At 61.4% G+C, this 20,965-nt stretch carries 15 protein-coding genes; 8 read left to right on the forward strand and 7 right to left on the reverse strand.

Annotation, left to right across the window (positions count from 1 at the left end; translation table 11 throughout):
• Positions 1–117 precede the first annotated feature (117 nt).
• Genes yidC through rpmH form a run of 4 tightly spaced genes read right to left on the reverse strand, consistent with a single transcriptional unit; the run spans position 118 to position 2,461 of the window.
• Complete coding sequence (yidC, locus tag L4X63_RS04295; RefSeq protein WP_250677352.1) at positions 118–1,731, reverse strand: membrane protein insertase YidC; 1,614 nt, start codon at positions 1,729–1,731, stop codon at positions 118–120.
• Positions 1,732–1,749: 18 nt separating this feature from the next.
• Positions 1,750–1,962, reverse strand: coding sequence for a membrane protein insertion efficiency factor YidD (gene yidD / locus L4X63_RS04300; protein WP_250677353.1), 213 nt, complete (start codon positions 1,960–1,962; stop codon positions 1,750–1,752).
• Entirely contained in the window at positions 1,952–2,302 is a 351-nt protein-coding gene (rnpA, locus tag L4X63_RS04305) for a ribonuclease P protein component (RefSeq protein ID WP_250677354.1), read from the reverse strand. Before rnpA ends, yidD begins: the two co-directional genes overlap by 11 nt.
• Before the next feature lie 9 nt (positions 2,303–2,311).
• On the reverse strand, positions 2,312–2,461 hold the full coding sequence (gene rpmH, locus L4X63_RS04310) for a 50S ribosomal protein L34 (protein WP_183360100.1): 150 nt from the start codon (positions 2,459–2,461) through the stop codon (positions 2,312–2,314).
• Positions 2,462–2,732: 271 nt separating this feature from the next.
• Here rpmH and dnaA point away from each other — a divergent pair, with 271 nt between their 5' ends.
• From dnaA to L4X63_RS04340, 6 genes are all read left to right on the forward strand, one after another.
• The gene (dnaA, locus tag L4X63_RS04315) at positions 2,733–4,106 is read left to right on the forward strand and encodes a chromosomal replication initiator protein DnaA (RefSeq protein WP_250677355.1); all 1,374 of its coding nucleotides are present in this window, start codon (positions 2,733–2,735) and stop codon (positions 4,104–4,106) included.
• A 220-nt stretch (positions 4,107–4,326) separates the two neighbouring features.
• Entirely contained in the window at positions 4,327–5,445 is a 1,119-nt protein-coding gene (gene dnaN, locus L4X63_RS04320) for a DNA polymerase III subunit beta (RefSeq protein ID WP_250677356.1), read from the forward strand.
• A 336-nt stretch (positions 5,446–5,781) separates the two neighbouring features.
• The gene (gene recF / locus L4X63_RS04325; protein WP_250677357.1) at positions 5,782–6,876 is read left to right on the forward strand and encodes a DNA replication/repair protein RecF; all 1,095 of its coding nucleotides are present in this window, start codon (positions 5,782–5,784) and stop codon (positions 6,874–6,876) included.
• Between the two features lie 12 nt (positions 6,877–6,888).
• Positions 6,889–9,285: a DNA topoisomerase (ATP-hydrolyzing) subunit B gene (gyrB, locus tag L4X63_RS04330; RefSeq protein ID WP_250677358.1), complete on the forward strand. Its 2,397-nt coding sequence runs from the start codon at positions 6,889–6,891 to the stop codon at positions 9,283–9,285.
• A 349-nt stretch (positions 9,286–9,634) separates the two neighbouring features.
• The gene (locus L4X63_RS04335; protein ID WP_250677359.1) at positions 9,635–14,479 is read left to right on the forward strand and encodes an Ig-like domain-containing protein; all 4,845 of its coding nucleotides are present in this window, start codon (positions 9,635–9,637) and stop codon (positions 14,477–14,479) included.
• A gap of 37 nt (positions 14,480–14,516) precedes the next feature.
• Positions 14,517–15,704 (forward strand): hypothetical protein, encoded by a 1,188-nt coding sequence (locus L4X63_RS04340; RefSeq protein ID WP_250677360.1) that lies wholly within the window; start codon positions 14,517–14,519, stop codon positions 15,702–15,704.
• A gap of 279 nt (positions 15,705–15,983) precedes the next feature.
• On the opposite strand, the gene L4X63_RS04345 is transcribed toward L4X63_RS04340, so the two are convergent.
• The 3 genes from L4X63_RS04345 to L4X63_RS04355 are packed head-to-tail and all read right to left on the reverse strand — an operon-like array spanning position 15,984 to position 17,884.
• Positions 15,984–16,625: an OmpW family outer membrane protein gene (locus tag L4X63_RS04345; RefSeq protein ID WP_250677361.1), complete on the reverse strand. Its 642-nt coding sequence runs from the start codon at positions 16,623–16,625 to the stop codon at positions 15,984–15,986.
• A 39-nt stretch (positions 16,626–16,664) separates the two neighbouring features.
• Positions 16,665–17,204 carry a FlgO family outer membrane protein gene (locus L4X63_RS04350; RefSeq protein ID WP_250677362.1) on the reverse strand — a complete coding sequence of 180 codons (540 nt, stop codon included), beginning with the start codon at positions 17,202–17,204 and terminating at the stop codon, positions 16,665–16,667.
• The gene (locus tag L4X63_RS04355) at positions 17,201–17,884 is read right to left on the reverse strand and encodes a hypothetical protein (RefSeq protein WP_250677363.1); all 684 of its coding nucleotides are present in this window, start codon (positions 17,882–17,884) and stop codon (positions 17,201–17,203) included. Before L4X63_RS04355 ends, L4X63_RS04350 begins: the two co-directional genes overlap by 4 nt.
• Positions 17,885–18,265: 381 nt before the next feature.
• Between L4X63_RS04355 and L4X63_RS04360 the strand changes: the two genes are divergently transcribed.
• A complete protein-coding gene (locus tag L4X63_RS04360; RefSeq protein WP_250677364.1) occupies positions 18,266–20,101 on the forward strand; it encodes a TonB-dependent receptor plug domain-containing protein in 1,836 nt (611 codons plus the stop codon).
• 8 nt (positions 20,102–20,109) lie between these two features.
• Positions 20,110–20,964, forward strand: coding sequence for an ABC transporter substrate-binding protein (locus L4X63_RS04365; RefSeq protein ID WP_250677365.1), 855 nt, complete (start codon positions 20,110–20,112; stop codon positions 20,962–20,964).
• Position 20,965: the final 1 nt, after the last annotated feature.

A 20,965-nucleotide genomic window follows, 5' to 3' on the forward strand; every position in this document is an offset into this window, starting at 1 on the left:
TAAAGGGGGGACAGGGGGGATTTGCCTGTAACTATTTCTCCTGCCGGCTACCCTCTACCCGAAGCCCACTCCCTCAAGGGGCGGGGGAACCAGGATCGAAAAGGGAAACCGGGCCGCCTACGCGTTCACCGTCTTGTTGATGTAGTACTGCTGGGCGATGGTGAGAACGTTGTTCACCAGCCAGTAGATAACCAGACCGGACGGGAAGTTCAGGAACATGAAGGTGAACACCACCGGAAGCGCCAGCATCATCTTGGCCTGGACGGGGTCCATGTTGGTCGGGGTCATCTTCTGCTGGATGAACATGGTGATCCCCATGATGATCGGGGTGACCAGGTACGGGTCCTTCGCGGAGAGGTCGGTGATCCAGAAGTAGAAAGGCGCATGGCGAAGTTCGATCGAGTACATGAGCGCCCGATAGAGGCCGAAGAATACCGGGATCTGGATGACCATCGGGAGGCAGCCCCCCATCGGGTTCACCTTGTGGGTCCGGTACAGTTCCATCACTGCCTTGTTCATGGCGTCGCGGTCGTTCTTGTACTTCTCTTTCAGCTCAGTCATCTTCGGCTGCAGCTTCTGCATATCCTTCATCGACTTGTAGCTCTTATGGGTGAGCGGGAAGAAGAGAAGCTTAAGAATGAAGGTGATGATGATAATGGCCAGGCCGTAGTTGCCGACGTAATTATAAAGGAACTTCAGGGCATAGACGAGCGGCTTCGCGATCGGTCCGAACCAGCCATAGTCGATGGCCTCCTCCAGACGGTGACCCTGGGCTTTGAGAATGTCGAGATCTTTGGGACCGAAGTAGAGAGTGTAGTTGACGGAGCCGGTCTGCCCGGGAGCGACGGATACGGTCGGGGATGTGATATCGCGAACGAGGGTATCGCCGTTCGGGTGGGTGATCCTTACGTTGGCGATACTGCCGTTGTCGGCGATCACGGCATCCATGAAGTACTTCTCGGAGAAGGCGGACCAGATCACGCCATTGCTGAACTGCAGCGGAGACTTCTGAACCTTGTCGAGTTTTTCGGTCTGCACCTTGTTGTCGGCCAGAGTGAAGGGGCCGTACACCTCGTACCGGCTCTCACCTTTGTGGGCGATGACACGGTCGTTGGCCAGCAGGTGAATGGTGCCGTCGATCTTGGCGGCCCCGCCGTTCTGAACCTCCTCGGTCAGCCCGATGTGATAAACGTTGCCGCCAAAGCTGTAGACCTTGCGGAAATGAATCCCCTGGGGAGTGACGGTGGTGAACTCGAGAGTTCCCTTGGAGCCGTCGGCAAGTTTGAGGTTTTGGCCCGTGCTATTGTAGACGGTCTGGGGGGTGATCCCGAACTCGCGGGAATCGGAAAGCGAAGTATACCTGTCGGGAGTGGTCTCGTTGACAAGCACGATGTCACTGGTTTTGGGATCGAGAGTCTCTTTGTACTTCTTCAGTACGAGTTTCTTCAGACCGCCGCCCTGGGTGGAAAAAACCGCCGTATAAAGGTCGGTGTCGACGGTGATATCGCGCGCGGTGGCGGATCCCTGCGGGGCTGCCGGTACGGGGGTGGCGGGAGTGGCCGCTTGGGCTGCCGGAGCGGCAGCGGTTGCGGGGGCACCGGTCTTGGGGGCAGAAACGGCAGCAGGCTGGTTGGCTACCGGGGCCGCCACCTTGGGCGCGGGGAAAATCGCGGAGTAACCATAAACTACCGCGATGGAGAGCAGTATCGCAATGACGACTCTTTTTTCCATTAAGTTCTCCTGAAGGGACTACTTGACCGGATCATAACCGCCCGGGTGGAATGGATGACAACGCAGAATCCGGGCGGCCGTGAGCCAGAGCCCTTTGAGTGGACCGTATTTTTCTAGTGCTTGTAAAGAGTATGACGAACAGGAGGGGTAGAAACGGCAGGAAGAGGCCTTGAACGGAGAGATGTACCTCTGATAGAGAACAACCAGGCCTATTAAAATCTTAGTTAGCATGTCTTTTACGCAGCCGCCCGAAGGCGGCTGCTAATTCGTCCGAGACCTGGTGATAGTCAAGCACGTCTGCCCCTTTTTTGGCAACAATGTTAATGTCGGCCTGCAGGAAAAGAGACTTGTTCTGCCTGTAAAACTCCCGAAGCCTTCTTTTGATCCAGTTGCGAACGACGGCGTTCCCGACTTTCTTGCTTACCGTGAGGCCGACCCGGGTGCCATCCCCCTTTTCCTTCCAGAGCAGAAGAAAATGGGGAGTGTGCAGTTTCGAGGCACCCTGGTTGAACTGAAGAAACTCGGGACGCCGGCGCAGCCGTTCCGCTTTGGAAAAAGATGATCCGGACAAGAAGAGAAATTACTTGGTGGCGATGCCTACGGCAAGCCGCTTCCGCCCTTTAGCCCTTCTCCTCTTGATAACGAGGCGGCCGTTTTTGGTGGACATGCGGACCAGGAAACCGTGGGTCCTTTTGCGGGAGGTATTGCTGGGCTGAAACGTTCTTTTCATCTCTATGACTCCTTAAGGGTGGTAATATACAGTGATTTTAAAGGCAAGTAGTGAACTTAAACACAAAGAGCTACCCATGTCAAGGTGTTTTTCCCTGGCCAAGTTTTGCCTTGCAAAATAGGGGTGTCAATGCTAGTCTGCCGCTGTTATAAATTAGCACTGTTTTATCCTGTGCAAAACCTCATAAGCACCTGAAATCCTCGCCGATATTTATTTTCAACAGCTGTTGATAAGACTGTGCAAAACAGCTATCCAAAAAAGGTTTCTCTCCATGGAAAATGTTTGGCTAGAAGCCCTGGCAAATCTTAAGAAAGTACTCACCGGACAAACCTATACCACCTGGATCGACCCCATGAAGTACATGGGAGCCACCGATGACACCATAGTCCTGGAAGTACCGAGTTCCTTCTTTCAAAAATGGGTCACCGACAAGTACCTCCCGATGATCAAGGAGTCTATCTCCGCGGTGACTGCCACCGATTACCAGATAGAGTTCCACATCGCCGAGACCAAGCCGGATGCGAAAGCGGCACCCAAGGCCGAGAAGGAACCGAAGGCCGCCAGGGAAAGAGTTAAGGACAAGGATGCCGAGAAGGTCAAGGAGCTGGAGAAAAAGCCCGACCTGGCCGGCAACCTCAACCTCAAGTACACCTTCGAATCGTTCGTCTGCGGCCCGAGCAACCAGTTCGCCTACGCCGCCTCCCAGGCGGTCGCCAACAAGCCGGCCACCAACTACAACCCGCTCTTCATCTACGGAGGCGTCGGTCTGGGCAAGACCCACCTGGTCAACGCCATCGGCAACGACATCCTCGCGAAGAACCCCAAGGCCAAGATCTGCTACTACTCGTCCGAGAAGTTCATGAACGAGATGATCAACTCGCTCCGCTATAAGAAGATGGACGAGTTCAGGAATAAGTTCCGGAAGATGGACCTGCTCCTCATCGACGACATCCAGTTCATGGCCGGCAAAGAGGCGACCCAGGAAGAGTTCTTCCACACCTTCAACGCCCTTTACGAATCCCACAAGCAGATCGTGGTCACCTCGGACAAGTTCCCCAAGGACATCCCCGGTCTCGAGGAGCGCCTCAGGTCCCGTTTCGAGTGGGGGCTGATCGCCGACATCCAGCCGCCGGGGGTGGAGACCAAGGTCGCCATTCTGAAAAAGAAGTCCGACATGCACCAGGTGAACCTCCCGGACGACGTTGCCCTTTTCCTCGCCGAAGGGGCCACCAGCAACATCCGCGAGCTCGAGGGGATGCTCATCCGCCTGGAGGCCTTTGCGAGCCTCACCGGCCAGGCCATCACCCTCTCCATGGCCCGCGAGGTCATGAAGGACATCATCGTCGAGAAGACCAAGGACATCACCGTCGAGATGATCCAGAAGATGGTGGCCGAGCACTTCCGCATCAAGGTTTCCGAGCTCAAATCGGACAAGCGCTTAAAGACCCTGGTGGTTCCCCGCCAGATTGCCATCTTCATCTGCCGCGAGCTCACCAAGGCCTCCTATCCGGAGATCGGGGACAAGTTCGGCGGCAAGGACCACTCCACCATCATCCATTCGGTAAAGAAGGTGGAGAAGCAAATGGCGGCCGACGCAGATTTCAAGTCGACTGTGGAAGACATAAAGAAAAAGCTGTTTATGTAGCACGGGATAAGTGTGGATAACTCGGCCCAAGAAAGGCTTCGACCCTCCGCCTGTGCAGAACCCGGCAAAACTCCCGATTCGTTCCCGGAGTTTCCCTCATCATAAACGCAAGTCAAATCAACAGGTAAGGGGCCTTATCAACTTTTCAACAGGCCCTATCAACTACTACTGAATTGATATATTAAACATAATAAAAGAAGCGAGGGGGGAAAGGAGAGACATGGAATTCAGGATAAGCAAAGAGATCTTTTTGAAGGCACTCCAGAGAATCCAGGGCATCGTGGAAAAGCGCAATACCATGCCGATCCTCTCCAATGCACTTCTTGAAGTTCAGAACGACCTCCTCTACATCACTGCTACCGACCTCGAAGTCGGTATGAAGAGCTCCTACCCGACTACCGTCATCCGCGAAGGGAAGATCACCGTCTCGGCCAAGAAACTCTACGAGATCGTGAAGGAGATGCCGGACGAGGAGATCCACTTCTCCACCAAGGACAACGACTGGGTCGAAATCATCTGCGGCAAGGCACGCTTCAACATCGTCGGCCTGTCGTCCGAGGAGTTCCCGTACTTCCCGAAAGTGAAGGACGAGAACTTCCTGGTCTTCAAAAACGAGATCCTGGCCGACATGATCGAGAAGACCTCCTACGCGATCTGCTACGACGAGACCAAGTACAACCTGAACGGGGTCTTCATCAAGGCGGTCGAGGAAGCCGGAAGCGCAATGATCCGGATGGTCGCCACCGACGGCCACCGTCTCTCGGTCGCCCAGAAGGAGTTCACCGGCAACATCGGTGCCGAGCTCGGCAAAGGTGTCATCTTCCCGAAGAAAGGTATCTTCGAGTTGAAGAAGATGGTCGAGGAAGAGGCCGGCGAGATCATGCTCGGCTTCATGGACAACTCGGCGGTCATCAAGAAGGGGAACACCGTGGTGGTCATGCGGCTCATCGACGGCGAGTTCCCGGACTACACGAAGGTCATCCCGTACCAGAACGACCGTATCGTCCAGGTGAGCCGGGACAAGTTCCTGCACTCCTTGAAAAGGATGGCCATCCTCTCCAGCGAGAAGTTCAAGGGGGTCAAGATCGACGTGGATCCCGAGCAGATGATCATCTCCTCGAACAATCCGGAACTCGGCGAGGCACGCGAGGAGCTCGAGGTGAGCTACGACGGGACCGACATCTCGGCCCGTTTCAACGCGAAGTACCTGATCGACGTCCTCTCCGTAATGGAGCAGCGCGAAGTCGAGCTGAAGCTTAAAGACGAGCTCTCCCCGGTCATCATGAAGGCCGCCGACGGAGACGACTTCATGGCCGTCATCATGCCGATGCGCCTGTAGAAGCGGTGCGTAACGCGCCCCCCCCTTGTTAAAGGGGGGCTTGTCCACCGTAGCCTTGCGCGAAGGCGGGACAGGGGGGATTTGCTGTTGACGGGCCTTTCCTCGCGTAAGCTTCCCCCACCCCCCTTCCCCCTCCCTCAAGGGGAGGGGGAAGCTTAGATTAACGGCGGGAACTATTGGCGTTAAGTAATTTGTTCCTTAATAAGCGCTGCCCATGTTATCATGGAAAATTGTGGTGGTAGCAAGGGGTGACCACGTTCCACGTGGAACCAGTAAAGCCGAAGGTATAACGAAGGGAGATATGCGGGTAGGCCCACCAATGGCAGAAGGGACCTGATGAAACTCATCAAGCTGAAACTCGGTTCCTTCCGCAACCTGAAAAACCTTGAGCTCGAGCCCGGCGAGAAGTTCAACGTGTTTTACGGCAACAACGGCCAGGGCAAGACCAACCTGCTGGAATCGATCTACCTCCTCGCCACCATGAAGTCCTTCAAGCAGGCGAAGAATGCGGAATTGATCGCCTTCGGAGCCGACTTCGCCCTTATCAAGGGGGTGGTCGAGCGGGACCGGGTCCGGCGCGAGATATCTCTGCTTCTGGAGAAACAGGGAAAAAAAGCCAAGGTCGACGCCAAGCTTGCGACCCGGGTGGACGACTTCTTCGGCAACCTCAACGTGGTGGTCTTCACACCGGAAGAGATCTCCATGGTGCGGGGCGGCCCGGATTTAAGGCGCCGCTACCTGGACCGCGCGGTCTTCACCTGCGATCTCGACTATCTCAAGGCGTACCACGACTACGCGAAGATCCTGAAAAACCGCAACGCCCTCCTGAAGATCAACGAAACTTTCGGGATGGAGGTCTGGACCGAGCAGCTGATCCAGGCGGCGCTGTCGGTGATCGAGAGAAGAAAGGCGTACCTCGCCGAGATCGGGAAGCTCCTCCAGGGGTTCTACACCCAGATCTCCGGAAACGACGAAGAGGTCAGGATCAGCTACCGCCTCCACGGCGTCGACGACGAGGCCTTCCAGGCCGATCCGGCCAAGGCGCTCGCCACCGCCATCAAGGATCACGCCGCCGAAGAGAGGCGCCGCTGCTCCACTGCGATCGGCCCCCACCGGGACGATCTCTACTTCGGACTCGACGGCCGCTCGACCAGGCACTTCGCATCCCAGGGGCAGCAGCGGAGCTTCGTGCTGGCCTTGAAAATGGCGGAGATCGAGTACATCACCCGGACCTTCGAGGCGCCGCCGGTGTTGTTACTGGACGACATGACCAGCGAGCTTGACCGGGAGCGGAACTCCAACCTGATGGAGTTCCTGAACAAGCGGGAGATGCAGGTGTTCATCACCACCACCTCGCTCGACAACGTCTCCCATCAAGGAATGCATAATTACCGAACCTTCCGTATCAAGGAAGGAACCGTACTGAACTAGCAGAGGGGATAGATGACAGAAGATCAAGGCGATTACGGGGCAGATAAGATCAAGGTTCTCGAAGGGCTCTCCGCGGTAAGGAAGCGTCCGGCCATGTACATCGGCTCGACCGCCTCGCAGGGGCTCCACCACCTGGTGTACGAGCTGGTCGACAACTCGATCGACGAGGCACTGGCCGGCTACTGCGATTCCATCCAGGTTGTCATTCATCTGGACGGCTCGGTGACCGTCGTGGACAACGGCCGCGGCATCCCGACCGACATGCACCCGACCGAAGGAAAGTCGGCCGCCGAGGTTGTCCTCACCGTGCTCCACGCGGGGGGCAAGTTCGACAACACCTCCTACAAGGTTTCCGGCGGTCTCCACGGCGTGGGAAGCTCGGTCGTCAACGCGCTCTCCAACCGGCTGGACCTGGAGATCCGCAGAAACGGGAAGATCTTCACCCAGAGCTACGAGAAAGGGGTACCGCTCGCTCCGCTGAAAGAGGAGGGGGAGACCAAGAAGCGCGGCACCAAGATCACCTTCATGCCGGACGACACCATTTTCGAGACCACCGAGTTCTCGTTCGACGTCCTTTCCCAGCGCCTGCGCGAGCTCGCCTTCCTGAACGCCGGCGTCAGGATCAAGATCCACGACGAGCGGACCGAGAAGGAGCACGACTTCTTCTACGAAGGGGGGATCAAGAGCTTCGTCGAGTACCTGAACCGGAGCAAGAACTCGGTCAACCCGGACCCGATCTACATCAAGGGTGAGCGAAGCGGCGTCGATATCGAGATCGCCATGCAGTACAACGACTCCTACGACGAGAAGGTCTTCTCCTTCGCCAACAACATCAACACCCACGAAGGCGGTACCCACCTGATCGGCTTCAAGGCGGCGCTCACCCGTACCATGAACAACTACGCGGGCGCCAACAACCTTCTCAAGAACGTGAAGGTGAACATCTCCGGCGACGACCTCCGCGAAGGTCTCACCGCGGTCATCTCGGTCAAGATCCCGCAGCCGCAGTTCGAGGGGCAGACCAAGACCAAGCTCGGCAACTCCGAGGTGAAGGGGTACGTCGAGACCCTGGTCAACGAGAAGCTTGCCACCTACCTCGAGGAGAACCCGGCCATGGCCAAGCGGATCCTCGAGAAATCGATCGACGCCGCCCGTGCCCGCGAGGCAGCCAGGAAGGCGCGCGAGCTCACCCGCCGCAAAGGGGCTCTCGAGGTCGGCACCCTCCCCGGCAAGCTCGCCGACTGCCAGGAGAAGGACCCGGCGCTTTGCGAACTGTTCCTGGTCGAGGGCGATTCCGCAGGCGGCTCCGCCAAGCAGGGGCGCGACCGGAAGTACCAGGCGATCCTCCCCCTCAAGGGTAAGATCCTCAACGTCGAGAAGGCCCGCTTCGACAAGATGCTCGCCTCCCAGGAGATCAGGACCCTGATTTCGGCGCTCGGCACCTCGATCGGCAAGGAAGACTTCGACATCGCCAAGCTCCGTTACCACCGCATCATTGTCATGACCGATGCCGACGTCGACGGCTCGCACATCCTCACCCTGCTCCTCACCTTCTTCTTCCGCCAGATGATGGAGCTGATCGAGCGCGGCTACCTCTACATCGCCCAGCCGCCTCTGTACAAGATCAAGCGCGGCAAGAAGGAGCTCTACCTCAAGAACGAGGCGGCCCTGCAGAACTACCTCCTCGAGGAGGGGACCGAGGACATGACCCTGAAGCTCGGGAGCGACGAGCGGGTCTACCGCGGCAAGCAGATCATCCCGATCCTCAACCAGCTGATCGACTACGACACCCTTTTCGACAAGGTGGTCAAGAAGGGGATCAACGAGCAGCTCTTGCGCATATTCCTCAAGGGCAACATCAAGAACGGGATCGAGGAGTTCTCCGACCTGGAGGCCCAGCTTCCCAAGCTCAAGGACGCCTTCCCCGAGACCGAGTACAGCGTGATCGAGGGGCAGAACGTCACCTTCAGCTTCGGCAACCTCCGCGTGAGGATCGATCATCAGGTGGTGGGGGTGATCAACTCCTACGAGTACGGGATGCTGGTGGACAACTACAAGAAGGTTGCCGCCATCTTCGGCGATTCGAAAACCACCACCGGCAAGGCGACCATCTATTCCGAGGAGAAGCAGGTCTTCGAAACCGAGCGCCAGGAGGACATCCTCGCCTACTTCCTCGATACCGCCAAAAAGGGTCTCTACATCCAGCGCTACAAAGGTCTCGGCGAGATGAACCCCGAGCAGCTCTGGGAGACCACCATGCACCAGGAGAACCGTGTGCTGTTGCAGGTGAAGATCGAGGACGCGGTGGCTGCCGAGGATATCTTCACCGTCCTCATGGGAGACCAGGTCGAGCTGCGCCGCGACTTCATCGAGCAAAACGCGCTCAACGTCTCCAACCTCGACATCTAAAAAAAATCGCCGCCCGCTTCGCGGGAATCTAACAAAAAAGCCGCCCCCACATCAGTGGAGGCGGCTTTTTTCGTACTCAACGTTATATCTCCCCACACGGCTTTACCTGATGCCCGAGCGTCATTGCCAGAACTCGGAATGTAAGGTTTCATTTTCCTCGTAAACGCCCGGCCTTCCGCAATAACCGCTATTTTTCCCCTCATTTTTTCCTTGGAAATACCGAAACACTCAGCAGGTGGGGTATTTATGCCCCGCCACCGAAGGCAGCCGGGCTTTGGAATAGTTTCGTATTCCGGGCCGGCGCCCGGTACCTGCACCCGGTCAGCGGTGCACCGTCCCAAGGATCCTTATGAAAAAAATAAGCTCGCGTTTCCTCTGCCGCTGGCAGTTGATCGTTGCCCTCCTGGCCGCCATGACTTGTTCGGCCACCAGCGCCCGGGCCGCCACCGTCTTCAACAACTGGAGCAGCGGCGGGCCGTTCCCCACCCCGTCCAAGGCGAAAGTGACCTCCCTGCTGGTGACGCCAACCACGCCTACCCCCACGATCCTGGCCGGGACCGACGGCGGAGGGATCTACACCATGCCGGAAGGGGGGAGCAGCTGGTCCCAACTGAACTCCGGACTTTTGGACAGGTCGGTCCGCTCCCTGGCAGTTCATCCGGTGGACCCCCAGCAGCTCTACGCCGCCACCGCCTCGGGTGTCTTCAAAAGCGGCAACGGCGGGCTCGCTTGGAGCGCTGCCTCCACCGGCCTGGGGAGCAGCGACGTCCGCGGCCTTGCCGTCGATCCGCAGACCCCCACGACACTCTACGCGGTCACCGCGTCCGGGGTATTCAAGAGCACCGACAGCGGAGGCAGCTGGTCCGCGGCCAATTCCGGTCTCACCACGTTGAACGTGCGGGCGCTCCTGATCGACCCCACCGCCACCGCCAACCTCTACGCGGCCACCGACCAGGGTGTCTTCGTGAGTACCAACGCGGCGGGGAGCTGGACCGCGGCCGCGGCGCTCCCCACCAGCGACATCCTGAGCCTTGCCTGGGCCGCCACCACTCCCACCGCCACCGTGCTCGCCGGTACCAATGGATCGGGCATCTACGCAAGCACCGACGGAGGTGCCAGCTGGAACAGCGACAACGCCTCGCTGGGAAACCTCACCGCCAACGCCATCCTGATAGACAACCCCTCCAACCCGGCCACCGCCTACGCGGCCACCGCCAACGGCGTGTACAAGCAGCAGTACAACTCGGGGACCTGGAACAGCTGGGCCGCTGCAAGCAGCTCGCTTCCCACCCCGGCCGTGGTCCAGGCGCTCGCCAACGATCCCGTCACCCGCACGACTGTTTTCGCCGGGACCAACTTCGGCGCCTACCGCAGCACCAACAGCGCAGGGAGCTGGAGCACGCTGACCGGCCTTCGCGAGGGGCGGGCTATTGCCGTCAAGCCGACCGACAGCACGGTGATGGTGGCCGGTTTCGGCGGCGGCGGGATCTACCTGTCGAGCGACAGCGGCGGCAGCTGGACGGCGAGCCCCGATGCCAGCGCCTCCTGGCTCTTCGTGACCTCCCTTCTCTACGATCCGAGCGGGTCGCCCCTTTACGCGGGAACCGGCAACGGCGTCTACAAGTCGGCGGACGACGGGGCCTCATGGAGCGATATCAGCGCCACCCTTGCCAGCCGCGACGTGAGGACCCTTTCCACCGGCGGCGGCTATACGCTGATCGCCGGAACGGGGGCCGGGATCTTCGTCTGGAACGGCGCCGGCACCTGGAGCGCGTACCCGGGCGGGGAGCCGACCAACCAGGAGATCACCTCGCTCGCCTGGCGCGGAAGCTCGCTCTTTGCAGGCACCAACGGCGGCGGGGTCTTCCGCTCGGACAGCGGCGGCAGCTGGAGCCAGGTTATCACCGGGCTCACCAGCACGGTGGTAACCTCCCTGACCGTCGATGCCGCCAACGTGTACGCGGGGACTTCCGCGGGCGTCTTCCGCTCGGCCGACAACGGAGCCACCTGGACCGCGGCCAGTTCGGGAATCAGCTCCCCCATCCGCTCGCTCGCCTACTCCGGGGGCACGCCCGCCTTCCTGACCGCCGGCACCGGCGGCGGGGGGGTATTTTTCTCCACCAACTCCGGAGACGTCTGGAGCGCGATGAACACCGGTCTCACCGACCTGACCGTCAATGCGCTGAGCGCCAACGCCGCCACCAAGAAGGTGTTCGCGACCGGCCCGGCCAAGAAGCTCTTCGGGCTGAACCTGAGCCCGGTCTCCACCATCACCCCCGCGGCGCCGCTGGCCGCTAGCCCCCTGAACGTCGGCAACATCAACGTGGGGGACACGAAGTCCACCGCGCTTACCCTGCAAAACAGCGGCACCCTTCAACTCCGCATCTCGGCCATGACCCTGGGGGGGACCGATCAGGGACTCTACGCCGTGGTGGCCGGGGGAGGACGTCCCTGCGACCTCACCACCTTGCCCACCCTTGCCATCGAGGCCGGCGATTACTGCACGGTCCTCGTAAATTTCACCCCCACCAGTTCGGGGACCAAGACCGCTTCGGTGTCGATCTACTCCAACGCACCTAACCAGCCGATTCTCGAATACCTCAGCGGGAAGGGGGCCTATCCGCCGCAGGCCACCATCGTCGCGCCGGCCGGAGGCGCTACCGTCAGAAACCCGGCTGCCGTCACCGGTACGGCACTGGATTACAGCCAGGCCGACGGTACACCGAGTAACGGCAGCACGCTGGCCAAGGTCCAAGTCTCCGTGGATGGGGGCGCAACCTGGAACGACGCAACCAAGAACACCACCCTCAATACCTGGACTCAATGGAGCTACAACTGGACGGCCACACCACTCCCCGCCAACGGTGCCTACGTCATCAGCGCCCGGGCCATCGATACCAACGGGTACACCCAGACCGCGCTCTCCACCGTCAACATCACGGTGGACAACACGCCGCCGGTGACCACCATCACCTCGAAGCCGAAGCTCCTCGACAACTCGGCCGCCGGCCAATTCACCTTCACGGTCAACAAGGCCGGCTCGACCTCACAGTGCCAGATCGACACGGGATCCCTCGTGGCCTGCAGCTCTCCGTTTACCTACTCGGGCCTCACCGACGGGAACCATACCTTCTCGGTGATCTCGACCGACACGATCGGCAACGTGGAGACCTCCGCCAAGAGCTACAGCTGGGTCATCGACACGGTTCCCCCCACCGCCAGCATCGACACGGTGCCGGCCCTGATCACCCCGCTCAACAACGCGACCTTCGCCTTCTCGGCCAACGAAGCCAACTCCACGTTCATCTGCACCCTGGACGGGGTGGCGGCTCCCTGCGTAAGCCCGGCCAGCTTCTCGAACCTGGCCGATGGCAACCACCTCTTCTCGGTGCAGGCAACCGACCCGGCGGGCAATACCTCCACGAGCGCCCCGACCACCAAGAGCTACAGCTGGATCGTGGATAAGAACGACATGCCCACCTCGACCCTCACCGTGCCGCTCGCCCCCATCTCCGGATCGAGCTTCCTCTTCACCGGATCCGCTGCCGACCACATTTCCGGGGTCAAGGTGGTGAACGTGACCATCAACGGCGGCAGCGCTAACGCGGCCATCGACACCTCCGTCAGCCCCGCCCTCCCCTGGTCGAGCTGGGGCTACCTCTGGGCGCTGCCGCTCAACGGCACCTACTCGGTGCAGGTGCAGGCGACCGACCAGGCGGGGAATCTGCAGACCACCGCTGCCAGCGGCAACATCATCGTCGCCAACCCGCTCCCCGACTGCCAGTTTTCTTCTCCGGCCAACGGCGCCCTGGTCGGCAGTGCCACCCCGCGGGTCATTACCGGCACCGCGCAGGCTGCTACCGGCGGGCTTCCGCTGCAGAAAGTCCAGGTGGCGGTATTCCCCACCGCGGCTCCCCCCGCCTCCCCGGCCTGGGTAGACGCCTCCGGCAGCACCAACTGGACCTACAACTGGCAGTTCCCCGCCGACGGAAGCTACACCATTCAGGCCCGCGTGCTCGACACCGCGACCAACCTGGCCGGGGCGGTCATCGGCAACCCGTCGCCGATCGTCAGCAGGAACGTCATCGTCGACACCACCCCGCCGGTCTCGGCGGTAACGCCGCTGGCCAATCCCAACATCACCGGGCATCTCATCATGCTGGCAGGGACGGCGGACGATCCCAACTCCGGGACCGGCGTGAGGGACGTCACCGTCACCCTAACCAGCATCCCCGGCGGCACGGTGAGCGGGGCCGCAAGCTACAGCAGCGCAACCAAGAGCTGGAGTTACACGAGTCCGCAGCTCCCCGACGGCCTGTACCAGGTACAGATCACCGCCACCGACAACGCAGGCAACGCCCAGCTTATCCCGGCCACCACCGCGGTGACCCTCGACAACGTCCCTCCGGTCACCACCATCGGCGGCGTCCCGGCCCTCCTCTCCAACCTTCCCCAAGCGACCTTCTCGTTGCAGGCCAACGAACCGGCGAGCTTCACCTGCACCCTGGACGGGGCGACCGCCCCCTGTGCCTGTAACGGCGGGTCGACCAGTACCACCTGCGTCCAGAGCTACAGCGGTCTCGCCAACGGTGCCCACTCTTTCTCGGCGGTGGCCAAAGACCTGGCGGGGAACGTGGAGACGGTTCCCAAGTCGTACAACTGGACCGTGGACGTGGTGCCGCCAACCGTCAACTCGGTCACCCCGGCGGACGGGAGCAAGCGGCTCAGCGTGGCGGGCACCGTGGTGACCATCACCTTCAATAAGGATGTCGATCCCTCGACGCTGACCCCGGCCACCTTCTACCTCGACCACGGCGCCACCGGGACCATCGGCTACAACGCGGCGACCCACACGGCCACCTTGACCCCGAGCGGTCCGCTCTCCTACACCACCACCTACACGGTGACGGCGTCCAGCGGCATCAAGGACTTTGCGGGCAACAGCCTGGCAACCTACAGCTGGAGTTTCGCCACCGACCCCGACGGCGACGTGAATCTCGACGGCAAGGTCGACATAGCGGACGCCTTGCTCTGTCTGCAGATGGCGGTGGGCGCGGCGACGCCGACCCCGGAGCAGCTTCGGCACGGGGACCTGGCCCCCTTCAAAAACGGCAAACCGCTCCCCGACGGCAAGATCGACGCCAGCGACGCGATGATGATCCTGCAGAAGGTAGTCGGCAATGTTGCCTGGTAAAGCAACCGGAAAAAAGCCTCTCAAGGAGAGTGGAGATATGCGCAAGATAAGCGTTCTGAAGATAGGGATATTGGCAATCATGACCTTCGTGGCCGGCTGCGCCGGCGGGGGAAGCTCGACCGGCGGGACCGCCACCGGAGGCACACCCCAGCCGTCCAACACGGTGATAACCGGTGTGGCTGCCAAGGGGGTGATCGCGGGAGGGGCCGTCAACGTCTACGCCCCGTCGTCTACCGGGGACCTCTCGGCGAGGATCCTCCTGAAGAGCACCACCACCGACAGCTCCGGGAGGTTCACCGTCGGCCTGGGGGACTACTCCGGTATCGTGGAGGTGGAGGTGAGCGGGAACTATACCGACGAGGCGACCGGGTCCCAGCTTTCCATAAGTGCGGGAACCTTGCGGGCCGCGGCGGTGGCCGCCAATGCGGGCGATACGGTGGCGGTGACGGTAACGCCGCTAACCGAGCTCGCCGTCCGCCATGCACTGTCCGGCATCTTCCTGACCGAGGCCTCCGTCAGGGCGGCCAACGCGCTGATCTCCAACCTCTTCCAGATCGATATCATGGCCGTCGCACCGGTGGCGCCGAATCTCCCCGCGGTGACCGCGGCCAGCCAGGCGCAGAAAGACTACACCATCATGCTGGCCGCGATCTCCAAGTGGGCCGCCACCGCCGGTTCCTTGCAGGCGGTGCTGGATGCCTGCGACCACGACCTCTCGGCCACCAACCGTCTCTCGGCCGCCACCGCTGCCCAGTTCCAGGCCGCCCTGCAAAGCTTCCTCAGCGACAGCGTCCACAACCAGACCGGCGTCACCGCCGCCTCCCAGGCACTTAGCGACGTCGGGAAGTACACCGGGGTGCTGACGCTCTCCACCCAGGGAACCGCGACCGCCCCGATCACCTCCCTGCAAGTAACCGTCACCCTTCCCGCCGGAGTGGCGGTGAAAAGAGACGCCAGCGGCGCCCTCATGGCCTCCGCCTCAGGCGTGGCGTCCCAGGCCGCCGCCTTCGGGAAGAACCTGACTTCCCCCAACACCCTGGTGCTGGCCCTGATCAGCACTCCGGGTTTCGGCGTCGGGGAGTTCGCCAGCGTCACCTACGTGGCCAATCCCGGTGTCATCCCGACCGCCAGCGACTTCGCCATCGGCAACGTGGCCATCACCGGCTTCGACGGCAGCAACAGCTTCAACATAGCGCTCAACGTGGTGCCGGCCATCAAATACTGACAAAACCGATTAGAACGCGGATGACGCGGATTGAGCGGATTAACGCGGATAAGGCAACGGCAGAGGCAAGGGCTTGAGGGTTAAGCCAAAAACAGGGACAAGACAAACCCAATAGAACACGGATGACACGGATTGAACGGATAACGGCGGATAAGACAAAGGCAAAGGCTTGAGGGGTAAGGCTAACACCAAACTCCCCCTTTCCCGAGGGCACACGGAAACAAAAAAGGGGATGCACCTTCGGCGCATCCCCTTTCTACGTTACCCTTTTACCTCGAATCAGAACGCGTACTTCAACCCGACGTTCAGTATCGAGCCACCCATCTCCCACTTGCTCTTGACCTTGGCATTCTGGGCGGTGGTCACCTCCAGGTCGGGCTTCACGGAGAACCACTTGTAGTCGGCCCCGATCATGAACCTCTTGGTCAGCTTCCAGTCCCCCCCCGCCACCACGTGATACCCCAGCGCCCCACCGTGGCTGCTCTCCTGCACGGTCGGGATCCCGCCGTTGAAGAACTCGACCTTGTTGTCGATGAAGGTGAAGTAGTATCCCACCCCCGCCCCGGCGAAAAACTGCAGTTTTTCGGTATCGAGGATCCCCTTGGCCGTTGCGGTAACCGGTATGCCGTAAATGGTCTGGGTGGTGCTGGTATCGGCGGTGGTCACCGACCCATGGGCGGTGTAAAAGCCGGTCCCAAGCTCCAGGGCGGCGTAGGTATCGGGACGGTACCCAACCGCTACCTCGGCGCTGTACCCGGAATCGAGGTTCTTCAGCCCCCCCTGCCCGTTCGCGTCACCCTTGCCGTTGGGAAGGAACATCCCCCCCTTGACCGAGAAGTAGCTGGTCTCGTCGGCCGAAGCACCGGCTGCGGAGGCGAGCACCAGTGCCAGTGCCAGAATCACTCTTGCAGATTTTCCCATCAGTATCTCCCTGGCCACCCACCGGGGGGGCCTCATCCTTTATTGCGGGCCGTTCCAGAGCATCGCGCGTACGTCGGAGCCCAGGGGCAGCGAATAATCGACTGCCGAAATTGCTACGTTATCCCCGACCCCCACCAGCTTGACGGTGAGGTAGAGGGCTCCCCTCGATTCCGCATAGGTTCCCACCAACACCGCCTGGGCCTTGTGGGAGAGGGTGATGTCCTTGATCTCGCGGGAAAGGAGCAGCTCCCCCTGCGATTGCCTGACGAAGATGCTGTCCCTCAGTTTCAGTTCCACGACCGAATACCCTTTCTGGGTCAGCCTGGTGGCCAGCTGTTCTGCCACCATCCTCCCCAGCCGCGAACTGTTCAGGTCGTCGATGTTCACCAGCGATGCCACGATGATCGGCTGCCGCCGGTTGAGCTCTTTGCCGGAAGGAATGTTCTGGAGCAGATCGTCGACGGTCTGGTGGCTGGACGCGATCAGCGGATCCTCGGTGTCGGGGCCGGAACCCGAGAAAGTCGCGCACCCGGAGCTAAGAAGGAGCAGCGCTATCAGCAGGAGTCGTCGCATTTTCATTGGCCCACCACCTTGAATTCCTTGACTTTCACCGGGGTTACCTTCTGCTGCTGATCGATGAACAGGCTCGTGTCCTCGTCCTCGATGTAGTAGATGTCCGATTTCCTGAAGACGTACCGGTTGTCGCTGACGATGGACGTGGTGACGATAAGCTCGGTATGGGTGGCGCCGCCGGCATAGTGCCCCAGGGCGTAATCGGCCAGCCCGGTGAGCCCGAGGGTGACCGGGAGGGCGGCCGATGCGGCGCCGACGGTGTCCCTGATCACCCAGATTCCCGCGGCCAGCGCGGTGAGCGTGCCGGGGATGTGGGTATAGCGGCTGCTCTCGTGGCGCAGAAGCTGGGTCTCGTACGAGATGGCCAGCCCCTCCTTCGGTACCGCGCTGACCGGCAGCCCGCGGTTCACCAGCCGGGTGATCAGCAGGTTACTAAAAGCGGTGTTGAAGGCTGCCTTCCCCTCCATCGGCTTGACGTAGAGGGGCTCTTTGCCGAGCTCGACTTTATGGTCGCGCACGGCAAACTGGGTCTGCTGCGCGATGTCGTCCGCCAGCACGTCCCAGTGATGGGCCGCCTTCACCTTCTTCTGGGTGGTGAGCGGAAAATTGGTCGCCACCGGAACCCGCGAAGCGCACCCGAACAGGAAGAGCAGCACGGAGACGATCAAAGTCGCGCGTAGAATCATGGGAAAACCTCCACTGCCAAAAAGGCTTTGCCGGGCACACCAGCTCTCCGGCCTCACAGACTTATTCGGGCGAATGGGGAAAAACTTTAATAAACGTCGCAGCCGCGCGGATTTATCATCGCCCCCGCGGCCGGTCCGGCCATCCGGGGCTTCCCTTCACCCGAAACCGCACCGCCTTCCCCTCCGGGAACCCTCAGTTTTGGCGGGTTACCCGATCAGGCGGCTCCTTTGGGTCCGGTGGGAATAATGGTATTTCCGTCATAACCTCCTTTACGGTGCCGACTTTTTCATGATAAGGTTCGCGCGGCCATGGGCAACGATGCCCAAGTTTCGGCCAGCGGGTCTGTATTGCTTTTTTTGCCATCGAACAAAAAAACTTGGGTGCTGGCCGCCCTCCTTCTCCTCGTCTCGGTTCACGGCGCGGCCGCGGCCGAGCCCGAAGAGAGCCGTACCCTCGCCATCTTCGGCGACGAGGAGGCCACCCCCCTCCCCTCCCCGGCCACCCGTCCCGTTTCCAAGATCGCCGAAAACGTCACCGTCATCACCGCCGACGACATCTCACGCCTCAACGCCCACACGCTCGCGGACGTCCTCCAGACCATCCCCGGCATCCAGCTCGATTACCTCAGGACCCCCGGCTCCTTCACCTTCTTCAACATCCAGGGGGCGCTCAACTCCAACGTGCTGGTGCTCATCGACGGCATCCGCCAGAACGACTTCGACCAGGGGATAGCTTCCCCCGGGGTGATCCCCGTCCAGCAGATCGAGCGGATCGAGATCGTGAAGGGGGCCGCCTCCGGCTCCTGGGGATCGGCGCTGGGAGGGGTGGTCAACATCGTCACCAAGACCCCTGACCCCGACCGCGCCGTCTCGGGGATGGTCTCGGCCTCGACCGGAACCCGCTTTACCGCCGACAGCCGGGCCGAACTGAGCGGCACCGTCGACCGTTTCGGGTACTACCTGAGCGCCGGCCACCTCCGCTCGGACGGCTTCACGGCCAATACCGCGACCACCTCCGACAACCTGTACGGGAAGATCTCCTATGCTCTTCCGGGCGGGGGAACCACCACCCTCGGCCTTTCCCGGGTGGCAGACCTGCCGGGGCAGGACGAGGGGGACACCGCAAAGTGGGGTTTTGTCCACGACAACAGCACTTTCCGGCGCGATTACGGCTTCCTGAGGTTTGAGCAGCCAATCGGCGACCGGCTCAACCTGGCGATGCAGGGATACGCAACCCGCCGGGACGATCATGCCATCTACGGCGGCCGCGACGGCCAGGGGAATATCGTCTACTTCAGCGACTCCGCCGTTAACGACTGGACCCGCGGCTTGAGCGGCTCGCTGACCTGGGGGGACCGCCGGACTAACCTGGTGGCCGGGGCGGAATATGCCCATCTGCACGCCGAGCAGGGCGACCTCGTCAATCCCCCCCCCACATACGACCGCACGCTCGACAGCTATGCGCTTTATCTCAACGGAACCTTCTCGGTCGGCAACCTCTCCGTCCTCCCCGGTGTCCGGGTGGATCAGACCGGCCCCTGGGGGGAGCGCACAAGCTCGTGCCTCGGGCTCGCCTACGAGCTGGGAGAAAAAACCACCCTGCGGGCCTATGCCGCCCAAGGGTTCTCGCTTCCCAAACTGGTGGACGACACCGGTATCCAGCGGGTGAAGACCGTCCAGGCCGGGGTGGAAACGGGAGTGTTCCCCTTCCTCTGGCTCAAGGGGACCTACTTCTTCAACGCGCTCAGGAATACCTCTTCCAGCGGCGGCACGATCACGGTCACTGACCAGGACATCCAGGGATACGAGCTGGAGCTTCGCACCAGTCCGGCCTATGGCTTCTCGCTTTCCGGCGGTTACACCTACCTCTACGCCGTGGACGTCAATGCCGATCGGCGCCTGCAGACCAACAGTCAGCAGTCCATACCGAGCCAGGTGTACAAGGTGGCTCTCCACTACGACCGGCCGGAGCTCGGCCTGCGCGGGACGGTGACCGGCTCCGGCGTGGTCTGGAACGCCGCCCCGGATTTCCAGGCCAGCTCGCGCGGGATGGCGTGGGACCTGAACCTGAACTGGAGGCCGTTCCCGGAGAGACCGTATGTCCCCGAACTTTTCTTCTCCGCCCATAACCTCTTCAACGCCGTCCAGACCACCTACACCACCCTCTACACCAACGCCATGCGCTGGTTCGAAGGGGGAGCGAGGCTCCGGTTTTGAGGAGAGCGATGCTGATCATAGCGCTCCTTCTCTGGGGGGTACCGGCCTCGGCCCGGGAGATCCTGGTGGTGGTGAGCCAGCGCGCTACCATGTACGAGCAGGCGCTCAAGGGGTTCCGCGCCTCCTGTCCGGCCGACATCCGCGTCGTGGTGCTCGCCGACTACGCCGACCCCGATCTCGGCCGGGTGATCAGGGAGGAGCGGCCGCGCCTGACGGTCACCATCGGCGACGGGGCGCTGCAGGCGGTCCGCCGGGCCCACCAGAAACCGGGCATCGCCCTGATGACGCTCGGCCTCAGGAACCAGGACGCCACCCAGTCCGGGATCTCCGGGGTCGGCCTCTTCGCTCCACCCGAGGAGTACCTCGCCTCCTTCCGCCGCCTCGGCGTCAAGCGGATCGGGGTGATCTACGATCCCTCCCGGACCGGATGGTACGTAAAACAGGCCCGGGCCCAGGCCAGGCAGTACGGGGTGGAGCTCGTCTTGCGCGAGGCGGTCAATCCCCGCCAGACCATCAACCTCCTCACCCAGTTCAGGGGGAACGTCGACGGCCTTTGGCTTCTCCCCGACGCCAGCACGCTCACCATGGAGTCCCTCGAGGCCTTCTTCCTCTTCTCGCAGGCGCACTCGGTGCCGGTGGTATCCTTCACTTCCAACCACCTGAGGCTCGGGGCGCTCTTGGTGGTGGAGGCCGATCCGGTGGAGATGGGGAAGCAGGGGGGCGAGATGGCCCAGCAGATCCTCAAGGGGGGGCGCAGCGACCTCGCCACCCGCACCCCGCGCAAAGTATCCGTCCGGGTCAACGAGGCGGTGGCCCGCCGGCTCGGCTTCCACTCCGAGCTTTCCGCCACCCTCGTCAAATAAC

Origin of the sequence: Geomonas sp. Red32 (assembly GCF_023652955.1) — a bacterium.
GTDB lineage: Bacteria > Desulfobacterota > Desulfuromonadia > Geobacterales > Geobacteraceae > Geomonas.

Bases quoted from the DNA above. Each gene is read 5' to 3' on its own strand.
- yidC (WP_250677352.1), bottom strand. From the start codon at position 1,731: ATGGAAAAAAGAGTCGTCATTGCGATACTGCTCTCCATCGCGGTAGTT.
- yidD (WP_250677353.1), bottom strand. From the start codon at position 1,962: ATGCTAACTAAGATTTTAATAGGCCTGGTTGTTCTCTATCAGAGGTAC.
- rpmH (WP_183360100.1), bottom strand. From the start codon at position 2,461: ATGAAAAGAACGTTTCAGCCCAGCAATACCTCCCGCAAAAGGACCCAC.
- dnaA (WP_250677355.1), top strand. From the start codon at position 2,733: ATGGAAAATGTTTGGCTAGAAGCCCTGGCAAATCTTAAGAAAGTACTC.
- dnaN (WP_250677356.1), top strand. From the start codon at position 4,327: ATGGAATTCAGGATAAGCAAAGAGATCTTTTTGAAGGCACTCCAGAGA.
- recF (WP_250677357.1), top strand. From the start codon at position 5,782: ATGAAACTCATCAAGCTGAAACTCGGTTCCTTCCGCAACCTGAAAAAC.
- gyrB (WP_250677358.1), top strand. From the start codon at position 6,889: ATGACAGAAGATCAAGGCGATTACGGGGCAGATAAGATCAAGGTTCTC.
- L4X63_RS04335 (WP_250677359.1), top strand. From the start codon at position 9,635: ATGAAAAAAATAAGCTCGCGTTTCCTCTGCCGCTGGCAGTTGATCGTT.
- L4X63_RS04340 (WP_250677360.1), top strand. From the start codon at position 14,517: ATGCGCAAGATAAGCGTTCTGAAGATAGGGATATTGGCAATCATGACC.
- L4X63_RS04345 (WP_250677361.1), bottom strand. From the start codon at position 16,625: ATGGGAAAATCTGCAAGAGTGATTCTGGCACTGGCACTGGTGCTCGCC.
- L4X63_RS04350 (WP_250677362.1), bottom strand. From the start codon at position 17,204: ATGAAAATGCGACGACTCCTGCTGATAGCGCTGCTCCTTCTTAGCTCC.
- L4X63_RS04355 (WP_250677363.1), bottom strand. From the start codon at position 17,884: ATGATTCTACGCGCGACTTTGATCGTCTCCGTGCTGCTCTTCCTGTTC.
- L4X63_RS04365 (WP_250677365.1), top strand. From the start codon at position 20,110: ATGCTGATCATAGCGCTCCTTCTCTGGGGGGTACCGGCCTCGGCCCGG.